At 68.9% G+C, this 26,746-nt stretch carries 28 protein-coding genes; 7 read left to right on the forward strand and 21 right to left on the reverse strand.

The genetic code is table 11. The annotated features are described in order from the left end of the window. Nucleotides 1-10: 10 nt before the first annotated feature. From tauA to HWX55_RS17790, 6 genes are all read right to left on the reverse strand, one after another. Nucleotides 11-1,027 carry a taurine ABC transporter substrate-binding protein gene (tauA, locus tag HWX55_RS17765; RefSeq protein ID WP_175976662.1) on the reverse strand — a complete coding sequence of 339 codons (1,017 nt, stop codon included), beginning with the start codon at nt 1,025-1,027 and terminating at the stop codon, nt 11-13. Between the two features lie 211 nt (nt 1,028-1,238). After that, nucleotides 1,239-2,564 carry a type II toxin-antitoxin system HipA family toxin gene (locus tag HWX55_RS17770; protein WP_175976663.1) on the reverse strand — a complete coding sequence of 442 codons (1,326 nt, stop codon included), beginning with the start codon at nt 2,562-2,564 and terminating at the stop codon, nt 1,239-1,241. 7 nt (nt 2,565-2,571) lie between these two features. After that, complete coding sequence (locus HWX55_RS17775) at nt 2,572-2,949, reverse strand: helix-turn-helix transcriptional regulator (RefSeq protein WP_347879630.1); 378 nt, start codon at nt 2,947-2,949, stop codon at nt 2,572-2,574. A 319-nt stretch (nt 2,950-3,268) separates the two neighbouring features. Then, a complete protein-coding gene (gene lipA / locus HWX55_RS17780) occupies nt 3,269-4,261 on the reverse strand; it encodes a lipoyl synthase (RefSeq protein WP_006477693.1) in 993 nt (330 codons plus the stop codon). Further along, the gene (gene lipB, locus HWX55_RS17785) at nt 4,254-5,009 is read right to left on the reverse strand and encodes a lipoyl(octanoyl) transferase LipB (RefSeq protein ID WP_175976664.1); all 756 of its coding nucleotides are present in this window, start codon (nt 5,007-5,009) and stop codon (nt 4,254-4,256) included. The genes lipA and lipB overlap by 8 nt, the downstream gene beginning before the upstream one ends. Nucleotides 5,010-5,093: 84 nt before the next feature. Continuing rightward, nucleotides 5,094-5,420, reverse strand: coding sequence for a DUF2917 domain-containing protein (locus HWX55_RS17790; protein WP_050018167.1), 327 nt, complete (start codon nt 5,418-5,420; stop codon nt 5,094-5,096). Between the two features lie 102 nt (nt 5,421-5,522). Here HWX55_RS17790 and HWX55_RS17795 point away from each other — a divergent pair, with 102 nt between their 5' ends. Further along, on the forward strand, nt 5,523-6,512 hold the full coding sequence (locus tag HWX55_RS17795; RefSeq protein WP_089499200.1) for a transcriptional regulator GcvA: 990 nt from the start codon (nt 5,523-5,525) through the stop codon (nt 6,510-6,512). Between the two features lie 25 nt (nt 6,513-6,537). Here the strand turns inward: HWX55_RS17795 and HWX55_RS17800 are convergent, their stop codons facing one another. From HWX55_RS17800 to HWX55_RS17845, 10 genes are all read right to left on the reverse strand, one after another. Then, nucleotides 6,538-6,846, reverse strand: a complete 309-nt coding sequence (locus HWX55_RS17800) for a YbeD family protein (protein ID WP_011546305.1) — start codon at nt 6,844-6,846, stop codon at nt 6,538-6,540. Beyond that, on the reverse strand, nt 6,846-7,772 hold the full coding sequence (locus HWX55_RS17805; RefSeq protein WP_050018154.1) for a D-amino acid aminotransferase: 927 nt from the start codon (nt 7,770-7,772) through the stop codon (nt 6,846-6,848). The genes HWX55_RS17800 and HWX55_RS17805 overlap by 1 nt, the downstream gene beginning before the upstream one ends. Nucleotides 7,773-7,820: 48 nt before the next feature. After that, nucleotides 7,821-9,131, reverse strand: coding sequence for a D-alanyl-D-alanine carboxypeptidase family protein (locus HWX55_RS17810; RefSeq protein ID WP_175976665.1), 1,311 nt, complete (start codon nt 9,129-9,131; stop codon nt 7,821-7,823). A 508-nt stretch (nt 9,132-9,639) separates the two neighbouring features. After that, the gene (locus HWX55_RS17815) at nt 9,640-10,284 is read right to left on the reverse strand and encodes an alpha/beta hydrolase (protein ID WP_175976666.1); all 645 of its coding nucleotides are present in this window, start codon (nt 10,282-10,284) and stop codon (nt 9,640-9,642) included. Nucleotides 10,285-10,297: 13 nt separating this feature from the next. Then, entirely contained in the window at nt 10,298-10,615 is a 318-nt protein-coding gene (locus tag HWX55_RS17820; RefSeq protein WP_050018157.1) for a ferredoxin, read from the reverse strand. A 155-nt stretch (nt 10,616-10,770) separates the two neighbouring features. Next, nucleotides 10,771-11,922, reverse strand: coding sequence for a VanZ family protein (locus HWX55_RS17825; protein ID WP_175976667.1), 1,152 nt, complete (start codon nt 11,920-11,922; stop codon nt 10,771-10,773). A 31-nt stretch (nt 11,923-11,953) separates the two neighbouring features. Beyond that, the gene (locus HWX55_RS17830; protein ID WP_175976668.1) at nt 11,954-12,577 is read right to left on the reverse strand and encodes an ABC-type transport auxiliary lipoprotein family protein; all 624 of its coding nucleotides are present in this window, start codon (nt 12,575-12,577) and stop codon (nt 11,954-11,956) included. 39 nt (nt 12,578-12,616) lie between these two features. Next, a complete protein-coding gene (locus HWX55_RS17835; RefSeq protein ID WP_175976669.1) occupies nt 12,617-13,546 on the reverse strand; it encodes an MlaD family protein in 930 nt (309 codons plus the stop codon). Between the two features lie 17 nt (nt 13,547-13,563). Continuing rightward, nucleotides 13,564-14,478 (reverse strand): ABC transporter ATP-binding protein, encoded by a 915-nt coding sequence (locus HWX55_RS17840; RefSeq protein WP_175976670.1) that lies wholly within the window; start codon nt 14,476-14,478, stop codon nt 13,564-13,566. Next, nucleotides 14,475-15,599, reverse strand: a complete 1,125-nt coding sequence (locus HWX55_RS17845) for an ABC transporter permease (RefSeq protein WP_050018161.1) — start codon at nt 15,597-15,599, stop codon at nt 14,475-14,477. Before HWX55_RS17845 ends, HWX55_RS17840 begins: the two co-directional genes overlap by 4 nt. 292 nt (nt 15,600-15,891) lie before the next feature. Here HWX55_RS17845 and HWX55_RS17850 point away from each other — a divergent pair, with 292 nt between their 5' ends. From HWX55_RS17850 to HWX55_RS17875, 6 genes are all read left to right on the forward strand, one after another. After that, nucleotides 15,892-17,961, forward strand: a complete 2,070-nt coding sequence (locus tag HWX55_RS17850; RefSeq protein ID WP_175976671.1) for a bifunctional 2',3'-cyclic-nucleotide 2'-phosphodiesterase/3'-nucleotidase — start codon at nt 15,892-15,894, stop codon at nt 17,959-17,961. Nucleotides 17,962-17,969: 8 nt separating this feature from the next. Continuing rightward, nucleotides 17,970-18,824, forward strand: a complete 855-nt coding sequence (locus HWX55_RS17855; RefSeq protein ID WP_175976672.1) for a tetratricopeptide repeat protein — start codon at nt 17,970-17,972, stop codon at nt 18,822-18,824. A 197-nt stretch (nt 18,825-19,021) separates the two neighbouring features. After that, nucleotides 19,022-19,564, forward strand: coding sequence for a hypothetical protein (locus HWX55_RS17860; RefSeq protein WP_175976673.1), 543 nt, complete (start codon nt 19,022-19,024; stop codon nt 19,562-19,564). 85 nt (nt 19,565-19,649) lie between these two features. Further along, on the forward strand, nt 19,650-20,570 hold the full coding sequence (locus tag HWX55_RS17865) for a biotin--[acetyl-CoA-carboxylase] ligase (RefSeq protein ID WP_175976674.1): 921 nt from the start codon (nt 19,650-19,652) through the stop codon (nt 20,568-20,570). Next, nucleotides 20,567-21,367 (forward strand): type III pantothenate kinase, encoded by an 801-nt coding sequence (locus tag HWX55_RS17870; RefSeq protein ID WP_175976675.1) that lies wholly within the window; start codon nt 20,567-20,569, stop codon nt 21,365-21,367. The genes HWX55_RS17865 and HWX55_RS17870 overlap by 4 nt, the downstream gene beginning before the upstream one ends. A gap of 196 nt (nt 21,368-21,563) precedes the next feature. Continuing rightward, a complete protein-coding gene (locus HWX55_RS17875) occupies nt 21,564-21,806 on the forward strand; it encodes a hypothetical protein (RefSeq protein WP_175976676.1) in 243 nt (80 codons plus the stop codon). Nucleotides 21,807-21,822: 16 nt separating this feature from the next. Here the strand turns inward: HWX55_RS17875 and rfaE2 are convergent, their stop codons facing one another. The 5 genes from rfaE2 to HWX55_RS17900 all read right to left on the reverse strand — a co-directional run bounded on the left by rfaE2 (nt 21,823) and on the right by HWX55_RS17900 (nt 26,719). After that, a complete protein-coding gene (gene rfaE2 / locus HWX55_RS17880) occupies nt 21,823-22,308 on the reverse strand; it encodes a D-glycero-beta-D-manno-heptose 1-phosphate adenylyltransferase (protein ID WP_069620197.1) in 486 nt (161 codons plus the stop codon). A gap of 171 nt (nt 22,309-22,479) precedes the next feature. Beyond that, nucleotides 22,480-23,358, reverse strand: a complete 879-nt coding sequence (locus tag HWX55_RS17885) for a diiron oxygenase (RefSeq protein WP_011353352.1) — start codon at nt 23,356-23,358, stop codon at nt 22,480-22,482. 466 nt (nt 23,359-23,824) lie between these two features. Next, nucleotides 23,825-25,051, reverse strand: coding sequence for a patatin-like phospholipase family protein (locus HWX55_RS17890; RefSeq protein WP_175976677.1), 1,227 nt, complete (start codon nt 25,049-25,051; stop codon nt 23,825-23,827). Nucleotides 25,052-25,075: 24 nt separating this feature from the next. Continuing rightward, on the reverse strand, nt 25,076-25,810 hold the full coding sequence (locus HWX55_RS17895) for a PhaM family polyhydroxyalkanoate granule multifunctional regulatory protein (protein ID WP_175976678.1): 735 nt from the start codon (nt 25,808-25,810) through the stop codon (nt 25,076-25,078). An 81-nt stretch (nt 25,811-25,891) separates the two neighbouring features. Continuing rightward, complete coding sequence (locus HWX55_RS17900; protein WP_006495425.1) at nt 25,892-26,719, reverse strand: enoyl-CoA hydratase/isomerase family protein; 828 nt, start codon at nt 26,717-26,719, stop codon at nt 25,892-25,894. Nucleotides 26,720-26,746 lie beyond the last annotated feature (27 nt).

A 26,746-nucleotide genomic window follows, 5' to 3' on the forward strand; every position in this document is an offset into this window, starting at 1 on the left:
GTGGCCGCGCTCAGCGCGCGGCCTTCTGCACGAACTGCGGATCGACGCCGGCCGAATAGTCGGCGAGCACCGTCTGGATCGTGCCTTGCGATTTGAGGAATGCAGCCGTGGCCGCGAGCGACTTCGCGGCACCCGATTGCGCGCCGCCGCCGAGCCACGTCGGCGATGCCTGTTCGGCCGCCGTCGGGAATGCGTAGAGCGCGAGGCTGGCCGGCACGTCCTGCGCGTTCGCGCCGGACACCTTCGCGACCGCCGCGACCTGCGGCGAGCCGACCTTCCACGCCGCCGCATGCGCGCGGTAGTCGGCGTCTGCCGCCGCGAGCACCTTCACGAAGCGCGTGACGAACTCGGGGTTCTCGCGCGCGAACTTGCGGCTCACGACGAAGCCGTCGAAGGTCGACTTGCCGCTTTCCTTCGCAACCTGGCCGGACGTCGTCAGCACGGTGCCCGACTGCTTGACCTTCGCGAGCACCGGGTCCCAGATGTAGGTCGCGTCGATGTCGCCGCGCGTCCACGCGGCCGCGACTTCGGGCGGACGTAGGTTGACGATCTTCACGTCGTTCGGATTGACGCCCGCGGCCTGCAGCGCGACGAGCGTATGGAAGTGCGACGTCGACACGAACGGCACGCCGATCTTCTTGCCCTTCAGCGCGGCGACGCTGGTCACGCCCGAGCCGTTGCGCGCGACGAGCGCCTCGGCGTCGTTGATGTTGTCGAGCACCCAGAACAGCGAGATGTCGAGCCCCTGCGACAGGCCGGCCGCGATCGGGCTCGACCCGGCTTCGCCGAGCTGCACGGAGCCCGACGCGAGCGCGCGGATCACGTCGGCGCCGCTGTCGAGCTTGCGGAACGTCACCTTGTAGCCGGTCGCCTTTTCGACTTCACCGCTCGCCTGCGCGTAGCGCCACGGCACGACCATGTCCTGGTACGCGATCACGACTTCGCGCGATTCGGCGTGCGCCGCGCCGAGCGCGGCAAAGGCGGTCAGTGCGACGACGGCGCGGCGGATGAAGCTGAAACGGGACATGCGGCTCTCCTTCGGAATGCGGGCATTGCTGCGGGAGAGCCGACTTTACGAGCTTTGCGCACGGCGGGAGCGAACTTATCCTGCGAAGCTATCGATGCCGTTTCAGCTTTGCTTTTCATGCTCGACCGGAATGCGCGTCCGGTCGGGTGACGTTTGTCGTGCAAAGGCGCGGGTCGCGCGTTTCATCGAACGCACACGGCGCAAGCCGCCCTTAACCTCCGTGTGCGATGCGACGCGCTGGCCTGCCGAGAAGCGCGCGAACCCGCTCGGTCTGAGCATGCTCGAATGCATCCTCGAGATCGTCGAGCTCGCGGGGCGTCATGCCGACGTCGGCCGACTGGCCGACGCGTCGCCACCCCTGAACCCCATCGAACACTTCGCCCGTCGCGGCAAGTGCCTGCTCACGCGTCAACGAAAAGTAGCCACACGCATCGAGCAGCATGTCGATCGAATCGATAGGGCCGACCTCTTCGGTAAGCCACGTTTTCGACTCGCGCAGCTTGCCGGGTATCGGATTCAGGTCGAATGCAGGCGCGAGCCGCCAGCGCCCGTCGCCGTCGTACAGAAAGCCGAGATTCTGCAGATGGTCGTCGGTGTTCGTGATGAGCAGGTTGAACACCAGACGCCGCCAAAGCTGGCGCACATCGTCGAGCGGGTGCGCGCCGCGCTGCCGCATGATGTCCACGATCTCGGTATACGCGTGTTCTTCATGGCGAGCGGCCTCCAGCATCGAGGCGGCAGACAGATACGGAATACGACGACCGTCATCGGTCCGATCAAACCGCTCGATGAGCGCGACCGGCGTGCCGCCCACCTTCACGCAGCGCGCGGCCGCCGTATCGATCCGGGCCGCGCGTGCGAGACGCAAAGCCAGCACTTCGGCCCGCGTCACGCTGATGGTGTCTCCGACACTCGGGAACTTGCCGATCGCCAATCTGCCGTTCTCGTCCAGCACCGTGCATTTCGGGCGCATACCGCCCAGCGAGGTGCCCTTGCCTTGCAGGTAGCGCAAATCGTCGGCCGTGTCGGTTCCCGCATCGAGCGCATGAGTGGCTTCGGCGATCCGCCCGAGTTCGATGAACGGCGGCGTGGTTCGGCAGCCGTCCTCCGCGGTCCGCAGATACCGACCCGCGCGGCAAAGCCGCAACGCACCGACCCGACTGAAATCGTCCACCGCGCACAGATAGTCCAGCTCATTGAGCGGCCTCAGATCGGGCTGGGTCCGGCGCAGCTTCGCATGCGCGCGATCGATGACGCGCCGCCCCCAAGCATCGGGCTCCGTATCGGCGAGTGCGAAGTGAAACGCCGAATCCGCGGCATGCGGCGCTCGACGAGTCTGATAACCGGATTGGAGCGGCAGATCGGGTGAAATCTCGAAACGGTCGGGATGCGACAGCCAGGCCTCGTCATAGACGAACTGGGACAGCTCGCGCCGCCCTCGACTCACGTACAGTACCTGGCCGACCGGCAGCCCGGCCGTGCCGATACGTAGCTCCAGTGTGTCGCTGACATCCGGTTTGATTGCTTTGCCGTTCATTCGCCGCTCAGAATGCATGGGTGGTTTTCTTGCGCATGCGAACCCGCTGCGGCAATTGGTCATCCATCAACGCAAGCCCGACATCGTCCTGCGCGCTATCGAGCAGATCGCCCAGCCGGTCGAGCTCGCCGAATACCTGAAGCACGCGCGCCAGCACATGCAGTTGCATACGCGGATCGCCGGCCTCCAGTCGCTTGATCGTGCTGAGTCCCGCGCCGACGCGCTCGGCCAGCGCCTGCTGCGTCAAGCCGCGCCGACGCCGACCGCGATTGATGTCGCTGCCCAGTTTCTTGAGTGTCCGCTGTACGGTGACAGGAAGAGGTCGCTCATTCTGACGGCTCTCAACCGGACCCTTATTGGCTTTAATAGTTCCCATATGACCCATTATAGGTCGAGATATGACGAACGGAGGCTCGATGCAATTTAAAGGATCCGAACAGAACCGCAAACGGTCTTAAAGGATCTCACCAGACACTTAAATGCCAAAAATGATCGGCGACACGGCGTGCGTGCAACCCGAATACCATCGGTAGCGCTCGACATGTCGCCCGGACCTTGGCGCGACATCGCAATCATCATCGGCCACAACGGGCCGGGCCTCAATTCGGCCGTTTGGTCATGTTCCGCACCGCCAACGAAAAAGCCCGCATCGCTGCGGGCTTTCGGGACTGCGGGACTTCTGCCGAAGGAGGCGAATGCGGTGCTCAGACCACCCCGGCCCCGTGCGCCTGCAGATCGGCGTGATAGCTCGAGCGCACCATCGCGCCGACGGCCGCGTGCGTGAAGCCCATCTTGTACGCCTCTTCTTCATACATCTTGAACGTATCCGGATGCACATACGCACGCACCGGCAGGTGGTGCTCGGACGGCTGCAGGTACTGGCCGATCGTCAGCATGTCGACGTCGTGCGCGCGCAGGTCGCGCATCACCTGGAGGATTTCCTCTTCGGTCTCGCCGAGGCCGACCATCAGGCCCGATTTCGTCGCGACGTCCGGATGCAGCGCCTTGAAGTCCTTCAAGAGCTTCAGCGAGTGCGCGTAGTCCGAACCCGGACGCGCTTCCTTGTACAGGCGCGGCACCGTTTCGAGGTTGTGGTTCATCACGTCGGGCGGCGCGGCGTTCAGGATCGAGATCGCGCGGTCGAGACGGCCGCGGAAGTCCGGCGTCAGGATCTCGATGCGCGTGTCCGGCGACTGCGCACGCGTTTCGCGAATGCACTCGACGAAGTGAGCGGCGCCGCCGTCGCGCAGGTCGTCGCGATCGACGCTCGTGATCACCACGTACTTGAGCTTGAGCGCGGCGATCGTGCGCGCGAGGTTCTTCGGTTCATCGGCGTCGAGCGGATCGGGACGGCCGTGGCCGACGTCGCAGAACGGGCAGCGGCGCGTGCACTTGTCGCCCATGATCATGAACGTCGCGGTGCCCTTGCCGAAGCATTCGCCGATGTTCGGGCAGCTCGCTTCCTCGCACACGGTGTGCAGGTTGTGCTCGCGCAGGATCGTCTTGATCTCGTTGAAGCGCGAGCTGCCGGTGGCCGCCTTCACGCGGATCCACTCGGGCTTCTTCAGCTTTTCGATCGGAATGACCTTGATCGGGATGCGCGCCGTCTTCGCCTGCGCCTTCTGCTTGGCGGTCGGATCGTAGGCAGGAGTCGCGGCCGTATCGGCCGGTGCGGGAGAAGCGGTAACGTCAGTCATTCGATTGTTCCAGTGCGTGCGGCTTGTCGGCGGCCGCGGATGCGCCGTCGAGGTTGGCGATCAGACGGCTCACCAGCGTGTGGGCGACGTCGTTCCAGTCGGCGGCCACCTCGAGGCTCGCCATGTCGACGGTTTCCAGTCCGGCATAGCCGCACGGGTTGATCGCGAGAAACGGGCGCAGATCCATCTTCACGTTCAGGCTCAGCCCGTGATAGCTGCAGCCGTTGCGGATCTTCAGGCCGAGGGCCGCGATTTTCGCGCCCTCGTGCACGCCGGATGCCACGTAGATCCCGGGCGCGCCCGCCTTGCGGACCGAAGCGAGATTATACGCCGCGAGGGTTTCGATCACGGCCTCCTCGATCTTCGTCACGAGCGTGCGCACCATCAGCTTGCGCCGGCGCAGGTCCAGCAGCAGGTAGACGACGATCTGGCCGGGGCCGTGGTAGGTAATTTGCCCGCCGCGGTCGACCTTCACGAGCGGCACGCCGCTGTCGGCCACCAGCAGGTGCGCCGGGTCGCCGGCCTGGCCGAGCGTATAGACGGGCGGATGCTCGACCACCCAGAGCTCGTCGCCGGTGTCGGCCGTGCGCGTGTCGGTGAACGCGCGCATCGCGTCGAAACTCGCGTCGTACGCCTCGCGGCCCCGCCACCGCACGATGACCGGCTGGGCCGGCTGATCCGGGACTCCGGCGGGCGATGCGGAAACGGCGACAGGCGTGGACACGATGGAAACCGGCGAAACGGACATGGGCGGTAGTTTACCGAAAACCCGTGGGTCTCGCCGGCCTGGGGACGGGGACGGATCGCCGGTATCCGTCGGATGAAACGATGGTCAGACGGTACGCCAGCCGTCGTGCAGCAGCGCGTTGACGCGTTCGCGCAGCCGCGACAGCCCACCGAGCGCGACTTCCCGCGGCGGGCGCGACACCGAGAACGCGACGCATGCGCCCTCGCGGCCTTCCGCGCTGAGCCACAGCCGCTCGCCGCGGCGCAGCTTCAGCGTCTCGCCGTCGGCCAGGAAGTAGTCGTCGACGTCGTTGCTGCGCGTCGCCCAGACCGGCCCGCACTGGACGATCAGCCGCGTGCTGCGTTGCACCTTCATCGGTACGGTCTCGCCCGGGGGAATTTCGAAGGTGATGCTTGAAGAGATTTCTTGCATGATCGACTCCGCCAATAAGTGCTTCGATGACTACAATCCTAGTCACTTGAAGGTGTCCGACCAAACGACCAATTTTCACGTCGATGTGAGGAAAATTAGCAAATGGACCTCCGCCAGCTGCCGGCGCTGAACGCGATTCGCGCGTTCGAAGCCGCCGCCCGCCACGAGAACTTCTCGCGCGCCGCCGACGAGCTGTTCGTCACGCACGGCGCGGTCAGCCACCAGGTGCGCGCGCTCGAGGAGGAGCTCGGCGTGCAGCTGTTCACGCGCAACGGCAAGCGGCTGTGCCTGACCGACGCCGGCATGCGCTACGCGCAGCAGATCCGCACCGCGCTGATGGTGATCGCCGACGCGACGCGCGACGTGCGCGCGAGCGACCGCGACCGGCGGCTGGTGGTGTCGATGCTTTCGTCATTCGCCGCGCGCTTCATCACGCCGCGCATCGGCACGTTCATCGAGCGGCATCCGGAAATCGACGTGGAGCTGCAGTCGACCAACTCGCTCACCGATTTCGCGCGCGACGACGTCGATCTCGCGATCCGCTTCGGCTTCGGCAGCTATCCGGGGCTGCACGTGGAGCCGCTGTTCGAGGAGGTATTCTTTCCGGCGTGCGCGCCGACGCTGAACGGCGGCAAGCTGCCGCAGACGCCCGCCGATCTCGCGCACTACCCGCTGCTGCGCTCGGACGACGAGCTGTGGCGGCCGTGGTTCGACGCGGCCGGGCTCGATACGCTGACCGAGCCGAAACGGGGGATTCTGTACCAGGATTCGTCGAACCTGCTGCTGGCCGCGATCGAGGGCCAGGGCATCGCGCTGGTGCGTCGCTCGCTCGCGGTGCACGACCTGCTCGACGGGCGCATCGTGCGCCTGTTCGACATCGACGGGCCGAGCCCGTGGCACTATTTTTTCGTGTGTCCGCCGCCGCTCTTGAACACGCCGCGCGTGCAGGCGTTCCGCACCTGGCTGTTCGAGGAAGTCGCCGAATACAAGCGTCTGTGCGACGAGTTGGACGCGCGGCGCGCGGCGGGCAAATGCCCCGCCGAGTGCGCGCTGGAAGGAGGATGGAAAGGGATCAGCGGCCGATTACGCTGACCCGGGCGCCGGAACGAACGAGCGCTTAAAGAACGACCTTGACCATCGGATGGCCGGTCAGCGCGCGATAGATGTTGTCGAGTTGTTCCTGGCTCGTCGCGCGCACGGTGATCGTCAGGCCCGTGTAATTGCCGCCGCTCGACGCGCGCTCCTCGATCTTCTCGACGTCGATCTCGTTGTCGTGAACGGCGACGACCTTGAAGATCGTGTCCTTGAATTCGGGGTGCGCCTTGCCCATGATCTTGATCGGGAAATCGCACGGAAACTCCAGCAGCGACTCCTTCCGGGTCTCGATCGCGCCGGTGACCTCGACGGTTTTGGTCGGTTCGCTCATCATTTTCTCCGGGTTAGGTCAAACTGTTCAAACTCGCGTGCCTTCGCACGCTGGTACGCGTCATACAGCGCCGCGAACACGGGGCCCGGCTTGCCGCCCTGCACGGGCAGATCGTCGAGCGACGTCACAGGCAGGATTTCCTTGGTGGCCGACGTCAGCATGATTTCGTCGGCCGAGCGCAGCTCGACCTCGCTGATCTCCCGCGCGACGAACCGGATCCCGCACTCTTCGGCCAGCTGCTCGACCAGCGCGTAGCGGATCCCTTCGAGGATCTTGTTGCTGCGCGGCGGCGCGAACAGCTCGCCGTTCTTCACGATCCACACGTTCGACGACGAGCCTTCGGTCACGTTGTCGTCGCGCAGCTGGATCGTCTCGAACGCATCGCGTTCGGCCGCATGCTGCGCCATCAACACGTTGCCGAGCAGCGAGATCGACTTGATGTCGCAATGCAGCCAGCGGCGATCCTCGGCCGTCACGCAGCGCACGCCCTTCGCGCGCTCCGCTTCGGACGGCAGGCGCAGCGGGCTCGTCATCGCGAACACCGTCGGCACCGCGTTCGCCGGGAACGCGTGGCCGCGCTTCGCGACGCCGCGCGTCACCTGCAGGTAGACGAGCGCGTTGCCGTCGGCGAGGCCTTCGGCGTTCGCCGCGACCACCCGCTCGATCAACGCGCGCCAGCCGGCCGCATCGTGCGGGTTGTCGATGCCGATCTTCTTCAGGCTGCGCGCGAGCCGGTCCAGATGCTGTTCGATCCGGAACGGCACGTGCGCGCCGTCGTGCGCATAGACGGGGACGACTTCATACACGCCATCGCCGAAGATGAATCCGCGGTCGAGCACCGGCACACGGGCTTCGGACAGCGGCACCAGTTCCTCCTGCGCCGAGACGCTGAGGTAGACGATCGGTTCGAATTCGGCTTGGCTCATAGCTTTGACAGATGGGGATGAAGTCGTGAAAACAAAGGCCCGTCGTGCTTACTTCTTCTTGCTGAACATCAGCAGGATCGAGTCCCAGATACGTCCGAAGATACCCGCTTCCGGCACCGCCTGCAGCGCGACGACCGGGAATTCGGACAGCGTCTTGCCGTCGGCGACGATCTTCACGGTGCCGACCTGCTGGCCTGCCGCGAGCGGCGCGATCAGCGGCGCGTTGACGTCGACCTCGGTCTTGACCTTGTCGCCGAGGCCGCGCGGCACGGTCGCCCACTGGTCGCCCTTCACGCCGACCTGCACGGTGTTGTCCTTGCCCTTGTAGACGCGCGGCGTCGACATCGCCTGGCCCCCCTTGAACAGGCGCACCGAATCGAACGCGCTGTAGCCGTAGTTCAGCATCTTCATGCTGTCCTGCGTACGGTCGCTTTCCTTCTGCTCGCCCATCATCACCGACACGAGGCGGCGCTGGCCGTCGACGCCCGGGATCGCGCGCTTCGCCGACGCGATCAGGCAGTAACCGGCCGCCTGCGTGTGCCCCGTCTTCAGGCCGTCGACCGTCGGGTCGAGCCACAGCAGACGGTTGCGGTTGCCCTGGCGGATGTTGTTGTACTTGAATTCCTTCTCCGAGAAGATGCCGTAGTACTGCGGAAAATCGCGGATCAGGTGGGCCGACAGCTTCGCGAGATCGCCGGCCGTCGTGTAGTGGTTCGGGTCGGGCATGCCGTTCACGTCGGCGAAATGCGTGCCCTTCATGCCGAGGCGCTGCGCCTCGTCGTTCATCAGCGTGACGAACTGTCCTTCGCTGCCGCCGACGAGTTCGGCCAGCGCGATCGCGGCGTCGTTGCCCGACTGGATGATCATCCCGTACACGAGGTCGTGCACGGACACCGGCTTGTTCGCCTCGATGAACATGCGCGACTCGTCGCGGCCGACGCGGCGCACGGCTTCGCTCGGCGTGACGATCTGCTCCATCGAGATCTTCTTCTTGTCGAGCGCCTCGAACACGAGGTAGGCCGTCATCAGCTTCGTCAGCGACGCCGGCTCGACGCGTTCGTCCGCATTGCCCGATGCGAGCACCGTGTTGCTCGTCGCGTCGACGAGCACCCACGAGCGCGCGTTCACGCCCGGCGGCGGCACCACGCCCGGCATGTAGGTCGCGGGCGCGCCGGTGAACTGCTCGGCGGCCGGCGCCGCATGCGCGGCCTTGGCCTTGGCGGCCGGCTTCGCCTCGGCGACGACGATCGTCGATGCGAGCGCGACGGGCAGCATCACGCCGAGCGCGACGTTGCGCGCGGCGGTGCTGAAGGCGATGGAGGAAGCGAGGGACTTGAGGCCTTGGGAAGACAGACGCATGATCGATTCAGGCTGATGGCAGAAAGTGCGGTGCGAAACGCGCAGGGTTGAACGGCAAGGCGGCGGGCGTGTCGGTCGCTCGCCCGACACCGTCGGGCGACGCGAAACGCGCCGGTTGGACTCGTGCGGGCGCGTTCGGTTCGCGGCCGTCGCGAGCGGGCGGACAGGCGGCGAAACGAGCGCCGCATGGGCCCAGCCGGGCCGCGGGCAACGCGAAAGCGGCCATTATACGTGGCCGCGAACGGCGTTTTCGCGAACGTGGCGGCGGACGTCCGCAACCCGGTTGCGCGAGCATCGCACGGGAATGCGGCGGGCACGCGTGCTCGAAGCCGCGCGAAAGGCGTGCGCAGGCGGCGTGCAAGCCGGGTTACGCCGCGATGCGGCAGGCGGGGCGCCGTGCGGTGCGGCGCGATGTCGCGTGAAGTTTCGGGAAGGGTCGCGCATCGTCCGGACGGGCGCCGGTGCGCGGTACGGGCCGCCCGCGCTTACACCGGCGCCCGCCTGCCGGCTAGCGCCACGCGTCGACGATGATGCGCTTCAGCACGTGCAGCTTGCGATGGAGGAAATGCTCGGCGCCGGGGATCACGACGACCGGCAGCTCCTGCGGCCGCGCCCAGTCGTACACCGACGCGATCGGCACCGTGTCGTCGGTTTCGCCGTGGATCACGAGCGTGTTCTCGGGCACGTCGGCCACCTGCCAGCGGCTCGCGGCCGTACCGACGAACACCATCCGCTCGATCGTCTCGCCCGCGTCGCGCAGGCGCTTCGCGACGTGCGACAGCACGAAGGTGCCGAACGAGAAGCCCGCGAGCACGAGCGGCAGGTCCGCATACGCGGGCAGCGCGCGCATGTGCGCGAGCACCGCGAGAAGATCGTCGGCCTCGCCCGTGCCGTTGTCGTGCACGCCTTCGGTCGCGCCGACGCCACGGAAGTTCGACCGGTAGACGACGTAGTTCAGTTGCACGAGCGTGCGCGCGAGCGTCTGCGCGACCTTGTTGTCCATCGTGCCGCCGAACAGCGGATGCGGGTGCGCGACGAGCGCGACGCCGCGCGGCGCGGCGCCGCCTTCGCGCACGGCGTCGGGCAGGTCGACCGCGATTTCGATCTGGCCGATCGGGCCCGCGATCAGCGATTTCTGCGTATGAACGTTCATTCGGCCGGCCCGCTCAGATCTTCAGGCGGTCGACGACGTTGCCGTCGCGCAGGTGCGACTCGACGATCTCGTCGATGTCGGCCTGGTCGACGTACGTGTACCACGTGCCTTCCGGATACACGACCATCACCGGCCCTTCCTCGCAGCGGTCGAGGCAGCCGGCCTTGTTGATGCGCACCTTGCCGGGCCCCGCGAGACCGAGTTCCTTCACGCGCTTTTTCGCGTATTCCTGCATGGTCTGCGCATTGCATTGCGCGCAGCTCGGGCGCTCGGCGCCCGGATCGCGCTGGTTCAGGCAGAAGAAGACGTGGTGCTGGTAGTAGGAATCCATGATGGTGACGAGCGGCCCGGCGCGAGGCCGTGCGCAAAGAAGGGCGATGAATTGCCGTTGCGCAAGGCGGCAACGGAGGATGCGGACGATTATAGCGAGCGGCGCACGCGGCTGCCCGCGGCACGCCCGCCGCCGCGCGGCCCCGGGCTGCCGCGTCAGCGGCGCAGCGCGGCCGGCAGCCACGCGTGCTCGACGCGCTGGCCGAGCCAGATCAGCGCCGCGTAGGGCCAGATCCACGCGAGCCAGCGCGCGAGGCTGTTGAAGTGCACGTAGCGGCCCTGCCGCCACCCCGACAGCGTGAAGTCGAAGAACGGGTTGACCGGCAGCAGGTTCACGAGCGCGACGCCGGCCAGCAGCGCGAGCGCCGCGAGCATCGCGCGCCACGTCGCCGGCACGCGCAATGCGACGAGCGCCGCCGCGAAACCGAGCTCGATGCCGAGCCGCGCGCCGGGCGTCGCCCACACGACGACGAGGCCGGTGGCCGACTGCATGAACGTCGCGGCCGCCTTCAGCACCAGCGTGGCGACCACCAGCGCGATCAGCAGCCGGATGCGCGGCGCGCGCGGGCGCATCGCGAGCGACGCGATCGCCAGCGCGGCGAACAGCATCAGCCCGCCGAGCACCGCTTCCCACGCGGAATCGGACAGCCAGCCGTCGACCCGCTCGGGCCATTCGCTGACGCGCCACGCGGCCGGCAGCCACGCGAGCAGCGCGTCCTGCATCGACGCGTCGGCGCGCTCCCACAGCGCGGCCGGCCAGTCGCCGATGCCGAACAGGAACGGCGACGGAAACACGATCGCGAACGGCCACAGCGCGGCGAGCAGCAGCGGCGTCGAACCGTCGGCCTCCAGCCACGCGAAGCGCAGCCGGCGCAGCGCGCCGCGGTCGAGCAGCGCGCCGGTGGCCGGCGCGGCGAGCGCCGCGCCCAGCAGCGCGCCGAGCGCGTTGGCGCCAAGGTCGAGATTCGACGCGACGCGCGTCGGCAGGTAGGTCTGCAGCGCTTCCATCGCGCCCGACAGCAGCACGCCGAGCGCGCCCGCGATCAGCGTCGCGGCCACGCCGCGCCAGCGCGGGTGCAGCGCGAGCACGCCGAGCGCGCCGAACGGCAGATAGCCGAGCACGTTCGTGGCCACGTCGAACGTGGTCACGTAGCGCTGCATCGGCGCGAACAGGTAATCGAACGGACCGATGCCGAGCGACAGCCAGCCTTCGAACGGATACAGCGACGCATAGACGATCAGCGCCGCGTAAGCGGCAAACGCCTGCCGCGCGAGCGGCGACGCGCGATGCGTGCCCGGCACGTTCATCGCGGATGCAATCGCGGCTGCACGTCGGCCGTCACGGCGTGCCCGCGTACGCCTGCACGCCGACCCACGCGGCGATCTGCGACACGAGTTCGTCGCTGGCCGCCGCGAGCGCACGCGCGCCGCCGGCCGCGTCGGGCGTGCTCGACGGCGCCCGCGCGACGAACGTGCGCTGGCCGAGCACCTTGCCGTCCTGCATCAGCGTCGCGCGCGCGGTCACCGCGCCGTGGCTTTGCGACTGTCCGTCGAAAACCTGTTCGAATTCGCTCAGGTCGACCTTGAGCGTCGGCGCGCGCACGCCGTCGGCGCCTTCGAGCACCGTCCCGCGCGACGACAGCGCGCCGCGCAGCCGCTGCGTGAGCAGTTGCGCGGGCGGCGCGGTCCAGCGGCTGTCGCGATAGACGGCCACGTGCTGCGCATCGGCGTACGCGAGGCGGTACGCGAACTTGTCGGAATCGAGCGCGTCCGGCGCGGCGACGTCGAGCACCTTCAGCGCGGGGCCCGAACCGGTGGTCGTCACCGACGACGCGGGCCCGAGGTCGTAGCGGATATTGGACAGCACCGCGTCGTTGCCGGCGCAGCCGGCCGCCAGTACGAGCGTCAGTACGGCAAGCGCGGCCGCGGCCGGGCGCAGCGCGCGGTCAAGAATTCGTGGCATGGCGTATTCCTGCATGAGGTTTCCGGTTTTCGATGGGCGTCACTTCCCGGCCGTCGCACCCGGCCAGACGAAGCCCGCTTCGCCCGGCCCCGGCGCCGCGCCGGGCGAGCCGAACAACAGACTGCGCGGGTTGCGACCGAGTTCACCGGCAACGTCCTTCAATTGCCGCGACGCATCGCCGACGCTATCGGCCAGCGCGTTGAAGCGCGGCAGCGTGTCGTACTGCACGCGCGCGTTCAGGCCGTTCAGCGCGACGCCGACCTGCTCGGCGGCCGTGCCGGCCTTGTTCAGGTTCGACACGAGCGGCCCGTTCGGCTGCAGCAGCGTGTTCGCCGACGCCATCGCGCGGTTCACCTCGTGCATCGTTTCCGGCAGCGCGGTGACGGCCGGGCCGAGCTGCCTGGTCAGCGTCGCGGCGCCGTCGGCCGCGTGCTGCAGGCTTTCGGCGGTCGCGCGCAACTGCTCGCGCATCTCCGGCGACATCAGCGCGTTCGCGCTCTTCGCGGCCAGTTCGAGTTGCCGCAGCAGCACGTCGCCGCGCTCCTGGATCTGGTCGAACAGGCTCGGCCGCATCGGGATCTGCGCGATCGACTTCGCGGACGACGGCAGCGGCGCCAGATCGCGCCCCGTATCCTCGAGCTGCACGAACGCGATGCCGGTCACGCCCTGGAAGCCGAGGCTGCCGTAGGTCGACTGCGTGATCGGCGCGTCGTGATCGACGAGAATGCGGATCCGGATCTGTCCCGGATGCGTGCGATCGAAGCCGATCGACTGCACCTTGCCGACGTCGAGGCCGCGAAAGCGCACGGCCGCGTCCGGGAACAGCCCGGTCACGTTGGTGCGCGCGAGCAGGTCGTACGGCACGCGCACGGTGCGGTCGACGTTGAACCAGAACACGGTGCCCGCGATCGCGAGCGTCAGCGCGATCGTGAACAGGCCGGCCCAGAACGCATGTGATTTGTTTTCCATTCGCGGGTTCCTTGCTTCTACAGCTCGACGCTCGACAGCGCCGGTTCGAGGGCCGCCTTCGGCAGCTTCGCGCGCCGCTCGGGCGGCAGCGCCTGCAATGCGCGGCGCCCGCGCAGCCCCAGGAAATATTCGTGGATGAACGGATGGTCGACGTTCGCGGCCTCCTCGACGGGCGCGGCGACCAGCACCTTGCGGTCGGCCAGCACCGCGACGCGCGTCGACAGCGCGACCATCGTGTCGAGGTCGTGCGTCACCATCACGACGGTCAGCCCGAGCGTGCGGTGCAGCGTCGCGATCAACTCGACGAATTCGTCGGACGCCTGCGGATCGAGGCCGGCCGTCGGCTCGTCGAGGAACAGCAGCTCGGGCTCCAGCGCGATCGCGCGCGCGATGCCGACCCGCTTCACCATCCCGCCCGACAGCGCGGCCGGCATCTTCGACGCGTGCTTGCACGGCAGCCCGACCATCTCGAGCTTCAGCATCACGATGTCGTGCAGCAGGTCCGGCGGCACGCGGCCGAGCTCGCGCAGCGGCTGCGCGACGTTGTCGAACACCGTCATCGACGAGAACAGCGCGCCCTGCTGGAACAGCATCCCCGAACGCGTGCGCATCATCCGCGCGGTCGCGTCGTCGATCGTCGCCGTATCCTCGCCGAACACCTTGATCGTGCCCGACGTCGGCCGCTCGAGGCCGAGGATCTGGCGCACGAGCGTCGTCTTGCCGGAGCCCGACCCGCCGACGATCGACACGATCTCGCCGCGCCGCACGTCGAAGTCGAGCTTCTGGTGAACGACGTTGCGCCCGTAGCGCTTGGTCAGGTTGCGCACCTCGATCACGAGGTTGCCGGCGTCGGCGGCCGCGTCCGGCCCGGCGCCGACCGACCCGGCGCCGATCGCCGCGGCATGCGCGGTCGTTTCGTTCGATGCGTTCATCCGAGCCCCACGTTCTGGAACAGGATCGCGAACACCGCGTCGGCGAGAATCACGACCGTGATCGACGACACGACCGACGTGGTCGTGCCTTCGCCGAGGCTCTGCGAGTTCGCCTTGATCCGGAAGCCGAAATGGCACGCGACCAGCGCGATCAGCATGCCGAACACGACGCCCTTGCCGACGCCGATGTACAGGTTCGCGATCGGCACGACGCCCGGCAGCGAGCGCACGAAATAGTTGATGTCGATGCCGAGCACCAGCTTCGCGGCGAGCGCGCCGCCCGTCAGCGCGATGATGTTGGTCCACATCACGAGCAGCGGCATCGCGACGCCGAGCGCGAGCACGCGCGGCAGGATCAGCCGCAGCCCGTGCGGGATGCCCATCACGCGCATCGCGTCGAGCTCCTCGGTCACGCGCATCACGCCGATCTGCGCGGTGATCGCCGAGCCCGAGCGGCCCGCGACGAGGATCGCCGACAGCACGGGACCGAGCTCGCGGATCACCGACAGCCCGAGAATGTTCACGATATAGCGGTTCGCGCCGAACATCTGCAACTGCTGCGCGGACAGGTAGCTGAGCACGATGCCGATCAGGAACGCGACGAGCGCGGTGATCGGCAGCGCCTGCGCGCCGGCGCTGTAGATGTTCGCCGAGGTCTCCTTCCACGGCATCGTCCGTGGGCGGCGCAGCACCGACAGCGCGTCGAGGATCACGCGGCCGAACATCGCGATGCCGCCCTGCAGGTGTTCGCCGAACGCGAAGATCGCCAGGCCGAGCCGCGTGACGGGATCGAACCGCACGATGCGCTCGGGCGCCTCGCGCTGGCTGTCGAGCCGTTCGATGCGCTCGAAGATCGTGCGCTGCGTGGCGCTCAGCGCGACGCCGGCCGGCAGCTTGCGGCCCCACACGCGCCACAGCGCCTGGCCGCCGACGTGGTCGAGCCGCTCGATGCCGGACAGATCCCATTCGCTCACGCGCCCGCTGGCGAGGGTCGCGATGCGGCGCGCCACGGCGCCGCGGTTGCGCGCGAGCGACAGCGCGGTCCACTGGCCGGTCAGGCGCACCGTCTGGCCCTGGCCGCCGGCGTCGACCGACAGGCCGGGAGGAGTCTCGAAGTCCAAGGGCGGGTTGTTTGCAAAAGGATGACAGCGGCCATTGTAGCGAACCGCCCGGCGCCGCGACGTGAGGATTACGGCCGGCATGCCCGGCCGCGGCGCCGGGCCGGGCATGCCGGCCGGGGCCGGCCCGAAGCCGCCGCGGGCCTCGGCCAGCGGCCGGCGTCGCGACCTTTCATTGTTCCGTCACGTTTCCTTTCGATACTCTCACGCGCCGCACCTCAGGCCGTCGGCGCGCCGCGCCGCCATTCGTGCGTACCTCGCGTTTCATAAAACAGAACACCGAACAGGACAACCGATGCGTCTCCCCCCGCTTTCCCGCCGCCACGTGCCGGCCGCCGCCGCGCTCGCCAGCCTCGCCTTCGTCCTCGCCGGCTGCGGCGGCGACGACGTCACCGCCACGCCGCCGTCGCAGCCCGAGGCCCAGGCGCCCGTCGGCACGACGGCCACGCTCGCGCTGCTCGAGACGACCGACCTGCACACCAACGTGCTGTCGTACGACTATTTCAAGCTCGCCGCCGACAATTCGCTCGGCTTCGAGCGCGTGTCGACGCTGATCGCGCAGGCGCGCAAGCAGTACCCGAACACGCTGCTGCTCGACAACGGCGACACGATCCAGGGCACAGCGCTGTCGGACTACCAGGCGCTCGTGAAGCCGATCGGCTGCGACCAGACGCTCGCGATCTACAAGGTGATGAACGCCGCGAAATTCGACGGCGGCGGGATCGGCAACCACGAGTTCAACTACGGGCTGCCGTACCTGTCGCAGGTGACCGGCAACACGTTCGAGGTCGACGGCCTGCCCGCGCCCGCCCAGCAGAAGAAGTGCGCGGGCCCGGACTTCCCGCAGGTGCTCGCGAACGTGATCAGCGCGAAGACCAATGCGCCGCTGTTCACGCCGTACACGATCCTGACGCGCACGGTGACGGCCACGACGCCGGACGGCAAGACGGTCAGCGCGCCCGTGAAGATCGGCATCATCGGCTTCACGCCGCCCGCGATCATGAACTGGGACAAGCGCTGGCTCGACGGCAAGGTCTACACGACCGGGCTGAAGGAAGCGGCCGAGAAGTACATTCCGGAGATGCGCGCGAAGGGCGCCGATCTCGTCGTCGCGATCTCGCACGGCGGCCTCGACAATTCCGCGTACTCGCCGACGATGGAAAACGGCAGCTGGTGGCTGTCGAAGGTGTCCGGCATCGACGCGATGCTGATCGGCCACTCGCACCAGGTGTTCCCGGACGCGAACAGCACCGTCGCGCAGTTCAACCTGCCGGGCGTCGACAAGGTCAAGGGCACCGTCAACGGCGTGCCGACCGTGATGGCCAACTACTGGGGCAAGCACCTCGGCGTGATCAAGCTCGGCCTGAAGTTCGACGGCAAGACGTGGATCGTCGACAAGTCGCTAACGACCGTCGAGGCGCGGCCGATCCAGAACGCCGACAAGAGCTACGTCGCGGCCGACCCGTCGGTGTCCGCCGCGATCGCGGCCGAGCACCAGGCGACGATCGACTACGTGAAGACGCCGATCGGCTCGACCGACTACCGGATGAACTCGTACTTCGCGGACGTCGGCGATCCGGGCGCGATCCAGATCGTCAACGAAGCGCAGGCCGACTACGTGAAGACCTACGTGCAGGCGAACCTGCCGCAGTACGCGTCGCTGCCGGTGCTGTCGGTCAGCGCGCCGTTCAAGAGCGGCTTCGGCGGCGGCACCGACTACACCGACGTCGCGCCGGGCGCGCTCGCGATCAACAACGCGGCCGACCTGTACCTGTATCCGAACACCGTGTACGCGGTGAAGGTGAGCGGCGCCGACGTGAAGAACTGGCTCGAGACGGCCGCGAAGCGCTTCAACACGATCGACCCGACCAAGGCCACCGTGCAGCCGCTCGTCAGCACCTTCCCCGGCTACAACTTCGACATGTTCACGTCGGCCGATCTCGCGTATGAAATCGACGTCACGCAGCCGGTCGGCAGCCGGATCCGGAACCTGACGTACAAGGGTGCGCCGATCGACCCGAACGCGCAGTTCATCGTCGCGACCAATAACTACCGCGCGAGCGGCGGCGGCAACTTCCCGGGCCTCGACGGCAGCAAGACGATCTTCGCGTCGCCCGACGCGAACCGCGACGTGCTGATCGCGTTCATCAAGAAGCGCGGCGCGATCACGCGCGCGGCCGACGGCGCGCAGCGCAGCTGGCGCTTCACGAAGCTCGCGAGCTCGGTCGCGCACGTGCGGTTCGCGTCCGCGCCGAACCGCCTCGGCGACGCGGCGGCGGCCGGCCTGACCGGCATCACGCAGGTCGCGGCCGACGACGGCTCGGGCAAGAACCTCGCGACCTACGAGATCGACCTCACGCAATGAGACACACGATGCAACCGATCCGGACGATGCGGCCCGCCGAAACCGGCTTCGCCGCCGCCGCGCGGCGCGTGCTGCGCGCGAAACTCCCGCCGGCCGCGCTGCTTGCGACGGCGGCCGTGACCGTCGCGGCCGTCGTCGCGGCGACCGGCCTGCGCGGCGCCGGCGCCGGCGCCGCGCCGAGCGCCGCGCAGCTCGACGAATGGCAGGCGATGGTCACGCAGGCGACCGAGCCGCATGCGCTGGCGCAGTTGCGCACGCTCGCGCGCCGCGGCTCGGGCGCCGCGCAGGCAGCGCTCGGCATCGCGCTCGTCGATGCGCATGAACCGGGGCTGCGCGACGAGGGGCGCGGCTGGCTGGAAACGGCCGCGGCGGACAAGGCCGACAAGGCCGACGCGCCGGCTGCGCGGCGCGCGCAACTCGCGCTCGGCAAGGCGTTGCTGCTCGGCAGCGGCGATCTCCCGAAAGACTATGCGCGCGCCCGCGCGCTGCTCGGTGCAGCGGCCTCGGACGGCGACCCGGCCGCCGCGTATTACCTCGGGCTGATCTACCGCAGCGGCTACGGCATCGCCGCCGATCCGGTGCAGGCCGCGCACTGGTTCGACATCGCGTCGCGCGCGGACATCCCGGCCGCCGACTTCATGCTCGCGAACGCGTACCGCGACGGCAGCGGCGTGCCGCGAGACGACGCGCGCGCGCTCGCGCTGTATCGCCGGGCCGCCGAGCACGAGCTGCCGGAAGCCGTGCAGACGCTCGCGATGGCCTATCGCAACGGCGAACTCGGGCTTCGGCCCGATGCGGACGAGTTCCACGCGCAGTGGATCGAGACCGCGCATGCGCTGAAGCACCCGGTCGTCGCGCCGTGACCGCCGTTCGGCCGGACGCGCGCGAGCGTGACCTGGCCGAACGGGCGCTGCTTCGCATGCGTCATCCTCGCGGCGCGTGTCGGTCATCCGGCAACGGAATCGGTTGCAGGGCGCCGGTCGCCGGCTTCAGCGCCCCCGTCGGCGCGCGGCGATGTCTTAACATGCAGCCTCACAATAAAACCTGAGAGAACTGCATCATGTCCGATCGCCTGTCGCGACTTCGCGTCGCCCTCGGCCTGGCCGTCATTTCGGTCACGGCCGCCCCGTTCGTCGCGCTCGCCGCGCCCGCCGCCCGCTACGACATCTTCGACGCCGCCCTCTGCAAGCCGCCGTTTACGGCGGACCTGATGGATTCGATCTACAACACCGCGAAGGCGGCCGATCCGAAACCGGACACGTCGATGCTGGGCGCCATGGTCTATCGCCTGCCGGAGCCGATCCGCCGCGACGGCTTCACGACGCAGCACGTGGTGTTCGTCAGTACCGGCATCGGCGTGCTCGTCGACGGCGAAGTCGCCGACCGGCTCGCCGAGCGCTATCAGCTCACGCTCGAGAAAGGCCACCTGCTGGGGGCATCGTCCGTCGGCTATTCGCGCCGGCTGACCGTCCGCGGCCCGGGCGGCGCACTGATCCTCGTGTCGGCTCGGCAGGGCCCGGCGCTCAAGGGCAAGACGCTGCTCGTGTGCGAAATGACGACCGAAGACGACATCAAGGCGCTGGAGCGGATGGAAAAGCACTAAACCGCACGGCGGCGCCCCGCCGCCTTGCAGGTTCGCGCGCGCCGTCCGGCGCGCGCCCACGCCCCCTGTCGCTACAATAGGCGCCATGAACGCCCCCACCTCCTCCGACACGCCCGAATCCGGCGACGCGCACATCGCGCGCAACCGGCTCGAGGCGCACCTCGACGCCGCGCCGCGCGCGTGGCCGCTCGACATCGTCGCCGCCACCGGCTCGACCAACGCCGACGTCGCGACCCGGCTCAAGGCGCTGCCGCGCAGCGCGAACGCGTTGCCCGCGCCGCTCGTGCGCGTCGCGTTCGAGCAGACGGCCGGCCGCGGCCGGCAGGGCCGCCCGTGGTTCGCGCAGCCCGGCAATGCGCTGCTGTGCTCGGTCGGCTGCATCGTGCCGCGCGCCATCGACGCGCTAGGCGGCCTCAGCATCGCGATCGGCGTCGCGCTCGCCGAAGGGCTGGCCACGCTGCCGCTCGACGCCCGCATGCGCGTCGCGCTCAAATGGCCGAACGACCTGCTGCTGACGGCCGACGACGACGGCGCGCCGCGCATCGTCGGCAAGCTCGCCGGGATCCTGATCGAAACCGTCTGGACCACCGCCGACGCCACCGCCGTCGTGATCGGCTTCGGCATCAACGTGCGCGGCGCGGAAGCCGTCGCCGCGCAGGTCGACGCGCTGCGCGCGCGCGAAGCCACGCTCGCGAGCGGGCTACCGCCCGCCGCGCTGTCGATCGCGTGCGCGTCGGCGAACCTCACCGATACGCTCGCCGCGTCGCTGAACGCACTCACGCCCGCGCTCGCGCAGTTCGGCACCGACGGCCTCGCACCGTTCCTGCCGCGCTGGCACGCACTGCACGCGTACGCGGGCCGCGAAGTCGCGCTGCTCGAACAGGGCGTCGAACGCGCGCGCGGCATCGCGACGGGCATCGACGCGACCGGGCAACTGCTGCTCGACACGCCGAGCGGCGTACAAACGATCGCAGCCGGCGACGTATCGCTGCGCGAAGCGCAATGAGCGAACCGCACCTGCTGATCGACGCCGGCAACAGCCGGATCAAGTGGGCGCTCACCGACGCGCGGCGCACGCTCGTCGACACGGGTGCGTTCGGCCACACGCGCGACGGCGGCGCCGATCCCGACTGGTCGATGCTGCCGCGACCGCGCGGCGCGTGGATCTCGAACGTCGCGGGCGCCGACGTGGCCGCACGGCTCGACGCGCTGCTCGACGCGCGCTGGCCGGGCGTGCCGCGCACGACGATCCGCTCGCGCCCCGCGCAATGCGGCGTGACGAACGGCTATACGACGCCCGACCAGCTCGGCAGCGACCGGTGGGCCGGCCTGATCGGCGCGCATGCGGCGTTTCCGGGCGAGCATCTGCTGATCGCGACGTTCGGCACCGCGACGACGCTCGAGGCACTGCGCGCGGACGGCCGCTTCACCGGCGGCCTCATTGCGCCGGGCTGGGCGCTGATGATGCGCGCACTTGGCACGCACACCGCGCAGTTGCCGACGCTGACCACCGATATCGCCAGCGGCCTGCTCGCGGGCGCGCAGGCCGAACCGTTCCAGGTCGATACGCCGCGCTCGTTGTCGGCCGGCTGCCTGTACGCGCAGGCCGGGCTGATCGAACGCGCGTGGCGCGATCTCGTCGCCGCGTGGCAGGCGCCGGTGCGGCTCGTGCTGGCCGGCGGTGCGGCGGACGACGTCGCGCGTGCGCTGACGGTCCCGCATACGCGGCATGACACGCTGATCCTGTCCGGGCTCGCGCTGATCGCAGCGGACACGGCCGGCCCGGCGACGGTGCAGGATTGATGTAAAGGCGCCGGCATCCCAGCGGCGCGTGGCGACGCAGACCGAAGCGGGCCCGCGTCACGCCGACGATGCAATACGCGCGGTGCCGCACCGGCGGCCCGCACGCACGGTCGACGGAAGCCATGAAAAAGCCGGCCATGCGGCCGGCTCGACTGAACGACGTGAACCACGTCGATGACGACAAGGAGTTTCGACGATGCTGCGCTGGCTGATCGCTGTTCTCTTTCTCGCCAACATGCTCGCGTTCGTGGTGGCGCGCGGCGTGTTCGGGCCGCTGCCGGCGGCCGGCCCGCGCGAACCCGGCGTGCTGTCGCGGCAGGTGCAGCCCGACGCATTGCGCGTGACCCCGCTCATGCGGGCGACCGACCAGCCCGTCGTCGGCGGCCCGATCGCGGCGCCGGCCGTCACGACCGCACCGCTCGCGGCATCGGCCCCGTGACGGCGCCGCGCCCCGCTCAGGACTGTTGCGCGCGCACCTTCTTCAACAACGCAGTGGTGGAGCGGTCGTGCTCGAACGGAATCGCGAGCGCGCGGCCGCCCCAGCCGCGCACGAGCGCGGATTCCGGCAGCGCATCCATGTCGTAATCGCCACCCTTCACGAGGATGTCCGGACGGACGGCCTCGATCAGCGACACGGGTGTCTTTTCCGCGAACGTCACGACCCAGTCGACGCTTTCCAGCGCCGCCAGCAATGCCGCGCGATCCTCTTCGCGGTTGATCGGCCGGTCGTCGCCCTTGCCGAGCATGCGCACCGACGCATCGCTGTTCACGCCGACGATCAGGCACGCGCCGAGCGCTTTCGCATCGGCGAGATACGTGACGTGGCCGCGATGCAGGATGTCGAACACGCCGTTGGTGAACACGACGGGCGACGGCAGCGACGCGCGCAGCGCGACGAGGGCATCACGGGTGATCAGCTTGCGTTCGAAGGTGGCGGACATGATGGAGATCGGACGGAATGAACGACGGCGCGCGCGACGGCGACACCCGATAAAAAGCCCGCCGGACCGGCCGGGCGGGCTTCATGCAACGAACGCGACACGGTGTGCCGCGAGCCGCGTGCGAATCGGGTGCGAATCGGACCCGACTTGCGCCGGCGGCGCCGGCCGGCCTCAGGCCGGCTGTGCGGCCGACGACGGGCCGCTTTCGGCCTGCAGGCGGCCGGTGACTTCCTTGCGGTAGCGGTTCAGTTCCTGCGCGGTCGCGAACGTGCGCTCGAACAGGATCGACAGGTTGTGCAGGATCCGCTCGACGACCTTCTTCTCCCACTCGCCGTCGAAACGGATCTGCTCGTCGAGCCAGCGCTCGAGCCATTCCGGATCGGGCAGGCGCGACTGCACGGTGTCGCGCGGGAACAGCGCCTGGTTCACGTGCAGGTTGGTCGGGTGCAGCGGCTTCTCGGTGCGACGCGCCGACGCCATCAGCACGCCGATCTTCGCGAATGCGGCGCGGGCGACGTCGCCGCAGTTGTTCAGCGCTTTCTTCATATAGCGCAGGTACGCGCCGCCGTGACGCGCTTCATCGCGCGAAATCGTTTCGTAGATCTGCTTGATGACGGGTTCGGTGTGCCAGTCGGCCGCGCAGCGGTACCAGTGATTCAGGCGGATTTCGCCGCAGAAGTGCAGCATCAGCGTCTCGAGCGGCGGCGCCGGATCGAACTGGAAACGCACCGCGTGCAGTTCCTCTTCGGTCGGCACCATCTCCGGCTTGAAGCGGCGCAGGTATTCCATCAGCACGAGCGAATGCTTCTGCTCCTCGAAGAACCACACGCTCATGAACGCGGAAAAATCGCTGTCGTGCTGGTTGTCGCGCAGGAACATTTCCGTCGCGGGCAGCGCCGACCATTCGGTGATCGCGTTCATCTTGATCGTCTTCGCCTGCTCGTCGGTGAGCAGCGAAGCGTCGAACTTGTCCCACGGAATGTCCTTCTCCATGTCCCAGCGGACAGCTTCGAGCGACCTGTAAAGTTCCGGATAAAGCATGGTGTTCATGATGGTCCCACCCCTGTTCTGCGCAATGCGACTTCTCTAAACGTGACTGTTGCCGCGCAAGCGCGCCACGCGCGCTTTTTGCAGCCAAGACTGTAATTTTACGCGGGAAACCGGCCCGCCGGACGTCGATTCCTCGTCCGGCAGCCAGGCGGCCGCGTTGCCGCCGTTGGGCATGCCGCAACCCGCTCCGTTCGGACGAAGCCGGCCGCGCTTGCCTGAGTGGGGGCCGGCGCTGGCCGGCTCGTTGGCGCGCCCGTCCCCTGCCCCAGGCGGGTTCCCCGAAAGGTCCCCGTGCGGATGCCGGATCGGCGGGCTGCTCGATATGGTGTATACGGCGGCGGCCATGATAGCACGCGTGCATGACGGTTCCGAGACGCCCGGCCGGTCGCGCGCCGCCTACCTCGGTGCGGCGATCGGTCGCGGCCGACCGTCGCGAAAACGCAACCTTACAGTGCGCCTGCGCGTATCAGACCCGTATTTCGCCGGTCGCGAGGCCGTCTTCCGGCGGCGTGCCGGCTGCCGGCGCGCTGCCGCCGTCCGCCCCCGCGATCCAGCCGGCGAGTGTCTCCCGCTGGGCCCGGCCGTCGCGGTAGCCGAGCTCGATCAGCTCGCGCGTGAACGCTTCCTCGAACAGCAGGTAGCTGGCGAACGACGCGCCGGCCGGCTGGCTGCCGCCGATCGCGCCGAGCAGCCCGCGCATCGTCGCCGGCATCTGCTTCAGGTGTTTCGCGGCGATCAGCTCGATGCGCTCGGACGGCGCGATCGCGAGCACGTCGACGTGCCGCCAGCCGCTGTCGATCTCGACCTGGTGCGGCAGGTGCTCGATCATCTGGTTGATGTGCTCGATCCGTTCGATGTCCGAGCCGATCGAGTCGAGGAACACGCTCGCGAGCACCTGCTGGCCGATCTGCGCGAGCGTCGGGTAGCCACGGGCCCGTCCCGTGCCGTTCGCGGCCGGGATCTCGGGCCGCGGATCGGCCGCACCGACGACGACGATCCGGTCCGCGCCGAAGTGGATCGCCGGCGACAGCGGTGCGATCTGCCGGATCGAGCCGTCGCCGAAGTACTCGACCTGTCCGTCGAGCACGAGCGGCACGGCGGGAAACACGAACGGAATGGCCGACGACGCGAGCAGGTGCGACGCCGACAGGTCGACGAGCCGCGCGGTGCGCTGCGCGCGCCGCCACGCCTGGATCGGCTCGGCGGCCTGGTAGAACGTGAGGTGCCGGCCGCTCGAATAGCTGAGCGCGGTGACCGCGAGCGCGTGCAGCAGGCGCGCCTCGAGCATCTGCTCGATCCGGTGGAAGCTCAGCTCGCGCTGCAGCAGGTGCGCGAGCGGCGTGTTGTCGAGCAGCCCGCGCGGCGAGCGGCGGGCCGCCCAGCCGAACGTCATCGTCGCGAGCCAGCGCGCGCCGGCGCCCGCGATGCCGAGCCAGTCGGTGCGATACACGTAATCGGCGCGCAGCGGCTCCCAGAATTCGAGCAGGCGCCGCACGCCGTGGGAAAAATCGTCCGCGTGGCTCGCGATCGACGTCGCGTTGATCGCGCCGGCCGATGAACCGCAGATCACCGCGAACGGCACCGTATGCCGCTGCGGATCGGCCTCGCGCGCGATTTCGGCCAGCGCCTTCAGCACGCCGACCTGGTATGCGGCGCGCGCGCCGCCTCCCATCAGAACGAGCGCGAGTCGCATGATCGACCGGCTAGCTGCGCCGCATCACGTCGAGCGCTTCGGCGGACGCGTTTCGGGCGACGAAGCGGCCGCCGCGCGCGCCGCGGCCGAACCGGACGGCTTCGCGCGCTTCGCGGCGGGCTTGCGCGGCGCGGCCGCGGCGGACTTCGTCGCGGGCCCGGGCGCGGCGGCGGCCTCCGGCGGCGCGGCGTCCGACGCGGCGGGCTGCATGCCCGGTTGCGCCATCGCGAGGCTCGCGAGCTGGTTGAATTGCGTCTGCAGCAGGTTCCACCAGCCGGACGGGTCGAACGGCTGCTGCGCGGGGTCGCCTTCCGCCGCATCGGCCGCATCGGCCGTGGGCGCGGCCTCGCCCGCCGACGCGGGTTTCGCGGCCTGCGCGGCGGCCACGGCCGCTTCCTCGGCCGCCGACATCGAGCTTTGCGCGAACGCGCCGAACGCGCGCAGCGTCGCGAGCGTCGCGCGCTGCACCTCGAGCGCCTGGATCGCGGACTGCAGCATCCCGAGATTGAGCTTCAGCCACTGCTCGACCGCGCGCAGATCGGTGATCCGCTTGTCGAGTTCCTCGACGTTCGTGAGCGGCGACATCATGTCGGACATGCTCGACAGCGACGGCGGCAGCCCGTGCGTGGCGCCCGGAAACGGCGCCATCCCGCCGAACGGCGACATCCGCATCATGTCCCACATCCGGTCCATCATGTCGGCGGGCTGGAACCCGGCAAAGCCGGCGAAAGGGTTGGCGCCGGAGGCATCGGTCGTCATACGGGCATCCTGGTTGACTGGGGGAGCGAGGCGGCCGCCGAGCGTCGCGCAGCCGCGCGTGATTCGATCATAGCGCGCACGTCAGAACGGCGCGTCGCCGGGAAATGCGGGCGGGCGCCGCTCGCGCAGCGAGCGGATGCCTTCCTGCACGTCGGGCCCCGAAAAGCCCATGAATTCGAGCGCGAGCGACGTATCGAAGGTCGGCCCGGCCGTGCGCAGCCAGTTGTTCAGCGCGTACTTGGTCCAGCGGATCGCCGACTGCGAACCGTGCGCGAGCCGCTCGGCCACTTCGTATGCCTTCGGCAGCAGGTCGGCCGGCTCGACCGCGAGCGAGACCAGCCCGATCCGCTCGGCCTCCTCGCCGCTCACGGGCTCGCACAGCATCAGGTAGTACTTCGCCTTCGCCATCCCGCACAGCAGCGGCCACACGATCGCCGCGTGGTCGCCGGCCGCGACGCCGAGCCGCGTATGGCCGTCGATGATGCGCGCATCCTTCGCGGCGATCGAGATGTCGGCGAGCAGCCCGGCGACGAGCCCCGCGCCGACGGCCGGCCCGTGCATCGCCGACACGATCGGCTTGCTGCAGTTGATCACGTTGTAGACGAGGTCGCGCGCCTCGCGCCACACGCGGGCGCGCACGTCGAAATCGTTCGCCATGTCCTCGACGAGCGCGAGATCGCCGCCCGCCGAAAAGCCCTTGCCTTCGCCGCGGATCACCGCGACGCGCGTGTCGGGATCGCGATCGACGTCGCGCCAGATGTCGGCGAGTTCGCGATGCATGCGCGCGTTCGCGGTCGCGAGGCCGCTTCGGTTCGCGCCCTCGCCGCTCATCACGATGTCGAGCACGCCATGGTCGCGGCGCGTCACCTTCAGTGCTTCGTAACCGCCGTACGCGGCGAGATCGGCCATCTGCTGCTCCTTGTGCGAGGTGCTCGA

This window comes from Burkholderia sp. BCC1047 (assembly GCF_902833155.1).
In the GTDB taxonomy this organism is placed as follows: Bacteria; Pseudomonadota; Gammaproteobacteria; order Burkholderiales; family Burkholderiaceae; genus Burkholderia; species Burkholderia sola.

What these genes read in the sequence shown, in the direction of transcription:
- HWX55_RS17900 (WP_006495425.1), bottom strand. Translation starts at nt 26,719, where the DNA reads ATGGCCGATCTCGCCGCGTACGGCGGTTACGAAGCACTGAAGGTGACG.
- HWX55_RS17840 (WP_175976670.1), bottom strand. Translation starts at nt 14,478, where the DNA reads ATGAACGCATCGAACGAAACGACCGCGCATGCCGCGGCGATCGGCGCC.
- HWX55_RS17870 (WP_175976675.1), top strand. Translation starts at nt 20,567, where the DNA reads ATGAGCGAACCGCACCTGCTGATCGACGCCGGCAACAGCCGGATCAAG.
- HWX55_RS17885 (WP_011353352.1), bottom strand. Translation starts at nt 23,358, where the DNA reads ATGAACACCATGCTTTATCCGGAACTTTACAGGTCGCTCGAAGCTGTC.
- HWX55_RS17805 (WP_050018154.1), bottom strand. Translation starts at nt 7,772, where the DNA reads ATGAGCCAAGCCGAATTCGAACCGATCGTCTACCTCAGCGTCTCGGCG.
- HWX55_RS17775 (WP_347879630.1), bottom strand. Translation starts at nt 2,949, where the DNA reads ATGGGTCATATGGGAACTATTAAAGCCAATAAGGGTCCGGTTGAGAGC.
- HWX55_RS17825 (WP_175976667.1), bottom strand. Translation starts at nt 11,922, where the DNA reads ATGAACGTGCCGGGCACGCATCGCGCGTCGCCGCTCGCGCGGCAGGCG.
- HWX55_RS17800 (WP_011546305.1), bottom strand. Translation starts at nt 6,846, where the DNA reads ATGAGCGAACCGACCAAAACCGTCGAGGTCACCGGCGCGATCGAGACC.
- HWX55_RS17795 (WP_089499200.1), top strand. Translation starts at nt 5,523, where the DNA reads ATGGACCTCCGCCAGCTGCCGGCGCTGAACGCGATTCGCGCGTTCGAA.
- HWX55_RS17895 (WP_175976678.1), bottom strand. Translation starts at nt 25,810, where the DNA reads ATGACGACCGATGCCTCCGGCGCCAACCCTTTCGCCGGCTTTGCCGGG.
- HWX55_RS17820 (WP_050018157.1), bottom strand. Translation starts at nt 10,615, where the DNA reads ATGGATTCCTACTACCAGCACCACGTCTTCTTCTGCCTGAACCAGCGC.
- HWX55_RS17890 (WP_175976677.1), bottom strand. Translation starts at nt 25,051, where the DNA reads ATGCGACTCGCGCTCGTTCTGATGGGAGGCGGCGCGCGCGCCGCATAC.
- HWX55_RS17830 (WP_175976668.1), bottom strand. Translation starts at nt 12,577, where the DNA reads ATGCCACGAATTCTTGACCGCGCGCTGCGCCCGGCCGCGGCCGCGCTT.
- tauA (WP_175976662.1), bottom strand. Translation starts at nt 1,027, where the DNA reads ATGTCCCGTTTCAGCTTCATCCGCCGCGCCGTCGTCGCACTGACCGCC.
- HWX55_RS17835 (WP_175976669.1), bottom strand. Translation starts at nt 13,546, where the DNA reads ATGGAAAACAAATCACATGCGTTCTGGGCCGGCCTGTTCACGATCGCG.
- HWX55_RS17855 (WP_175976672.1), top strand. Translation starts at nt 17,970, where the DNA reads ATGCAACCGATCCGGACGATGCGGCCCGCCGAAACCGGCTTCGCCGCC.
- HWX55_RS17860 (WP_175976673.1), top strand. Translation starts at nt 19,022, where the DNA reads ATGTCCGATCGCCTGTCGCGACTTCGCGTCGCCCTCGGCCTGGCCGTC.
- HWX55_RS17875 (WP_175976676.1), top strand. Translation starts at nt 21,564, where the DNA reads ATGCTGCGCTGGCTGATCGCTGTTCTCTTTCTCGCCAACATGCTCGCG.
- HWX55_RS17810 (WP_175976665.1), bottom strand. Translation starts at nt 9,131, where the DNA reads ATGCGTCTGTCTTCCCAAGGCCTCAAGTCCCTCGCTTCCTCCATCGCC.
- HWX55_RS17770 (WP_175976663.1), bottom strand. Translation starts at nt 2,564, where the DNA reads ATGAACGGCAAAGCAATCAAACCGGATGTCAGCGACACACTGGAGCTA.
- rfaE2 (WP_069620197.1), bottom strand. Translation starts at nt 22,308, where the DNA reads ATGTCCGCCACCTTCGAACGCAAGCTGATCACCCGTGATGCCCTCGTC.
- HWX55_RS17850 (WP_175976671.1), top strand. Translation starts at nt 15,892, where the DNA reads ATGCGTCTCCCCCCGCTTTCCCGCCGCCACGTGCCGGCCGCCGCCGCG.
- lipB (WP_175976664.1), bottom strand. Translation starts at nt 5,009, where the DNA reads ATGTCCGTTTCGCCGGTTTCCATCGTGTCCACGCCTGTCGCCGTTTCC.
- HWX55_RS17790 (WP_050018167.1), bottom strand. Translation starts at nt 5,420, where the DNA reads ATGCAAGAAATCTCTTCAAGCATCACCTTCGAAATTCCCCCGGGCGAG.
- lipA (WP_006477693.1), bottom strand. Translation starts at nt 4,261, where the DNA reads ATGACTGACGTTACCGCTTCTCCCGCACCGGCCGATACGGCCGCGACT.
- HWX55_RS17815 (WP_175976666.1), bottom strand. Translation starts at nt 10,284, where the DNA reads ATGAACGTTCATACGCAGAAATCGCTGATCGCGGGCCCGATCGGCCAG.
- HWX55_RS17865 (WP_175976674.1), top strand. Translation starts at nt 19,650, where the DNA reads ATGAACGCCCCCACCTCCTCCGACACGCCCGAATCCGGCGACGCGCAC.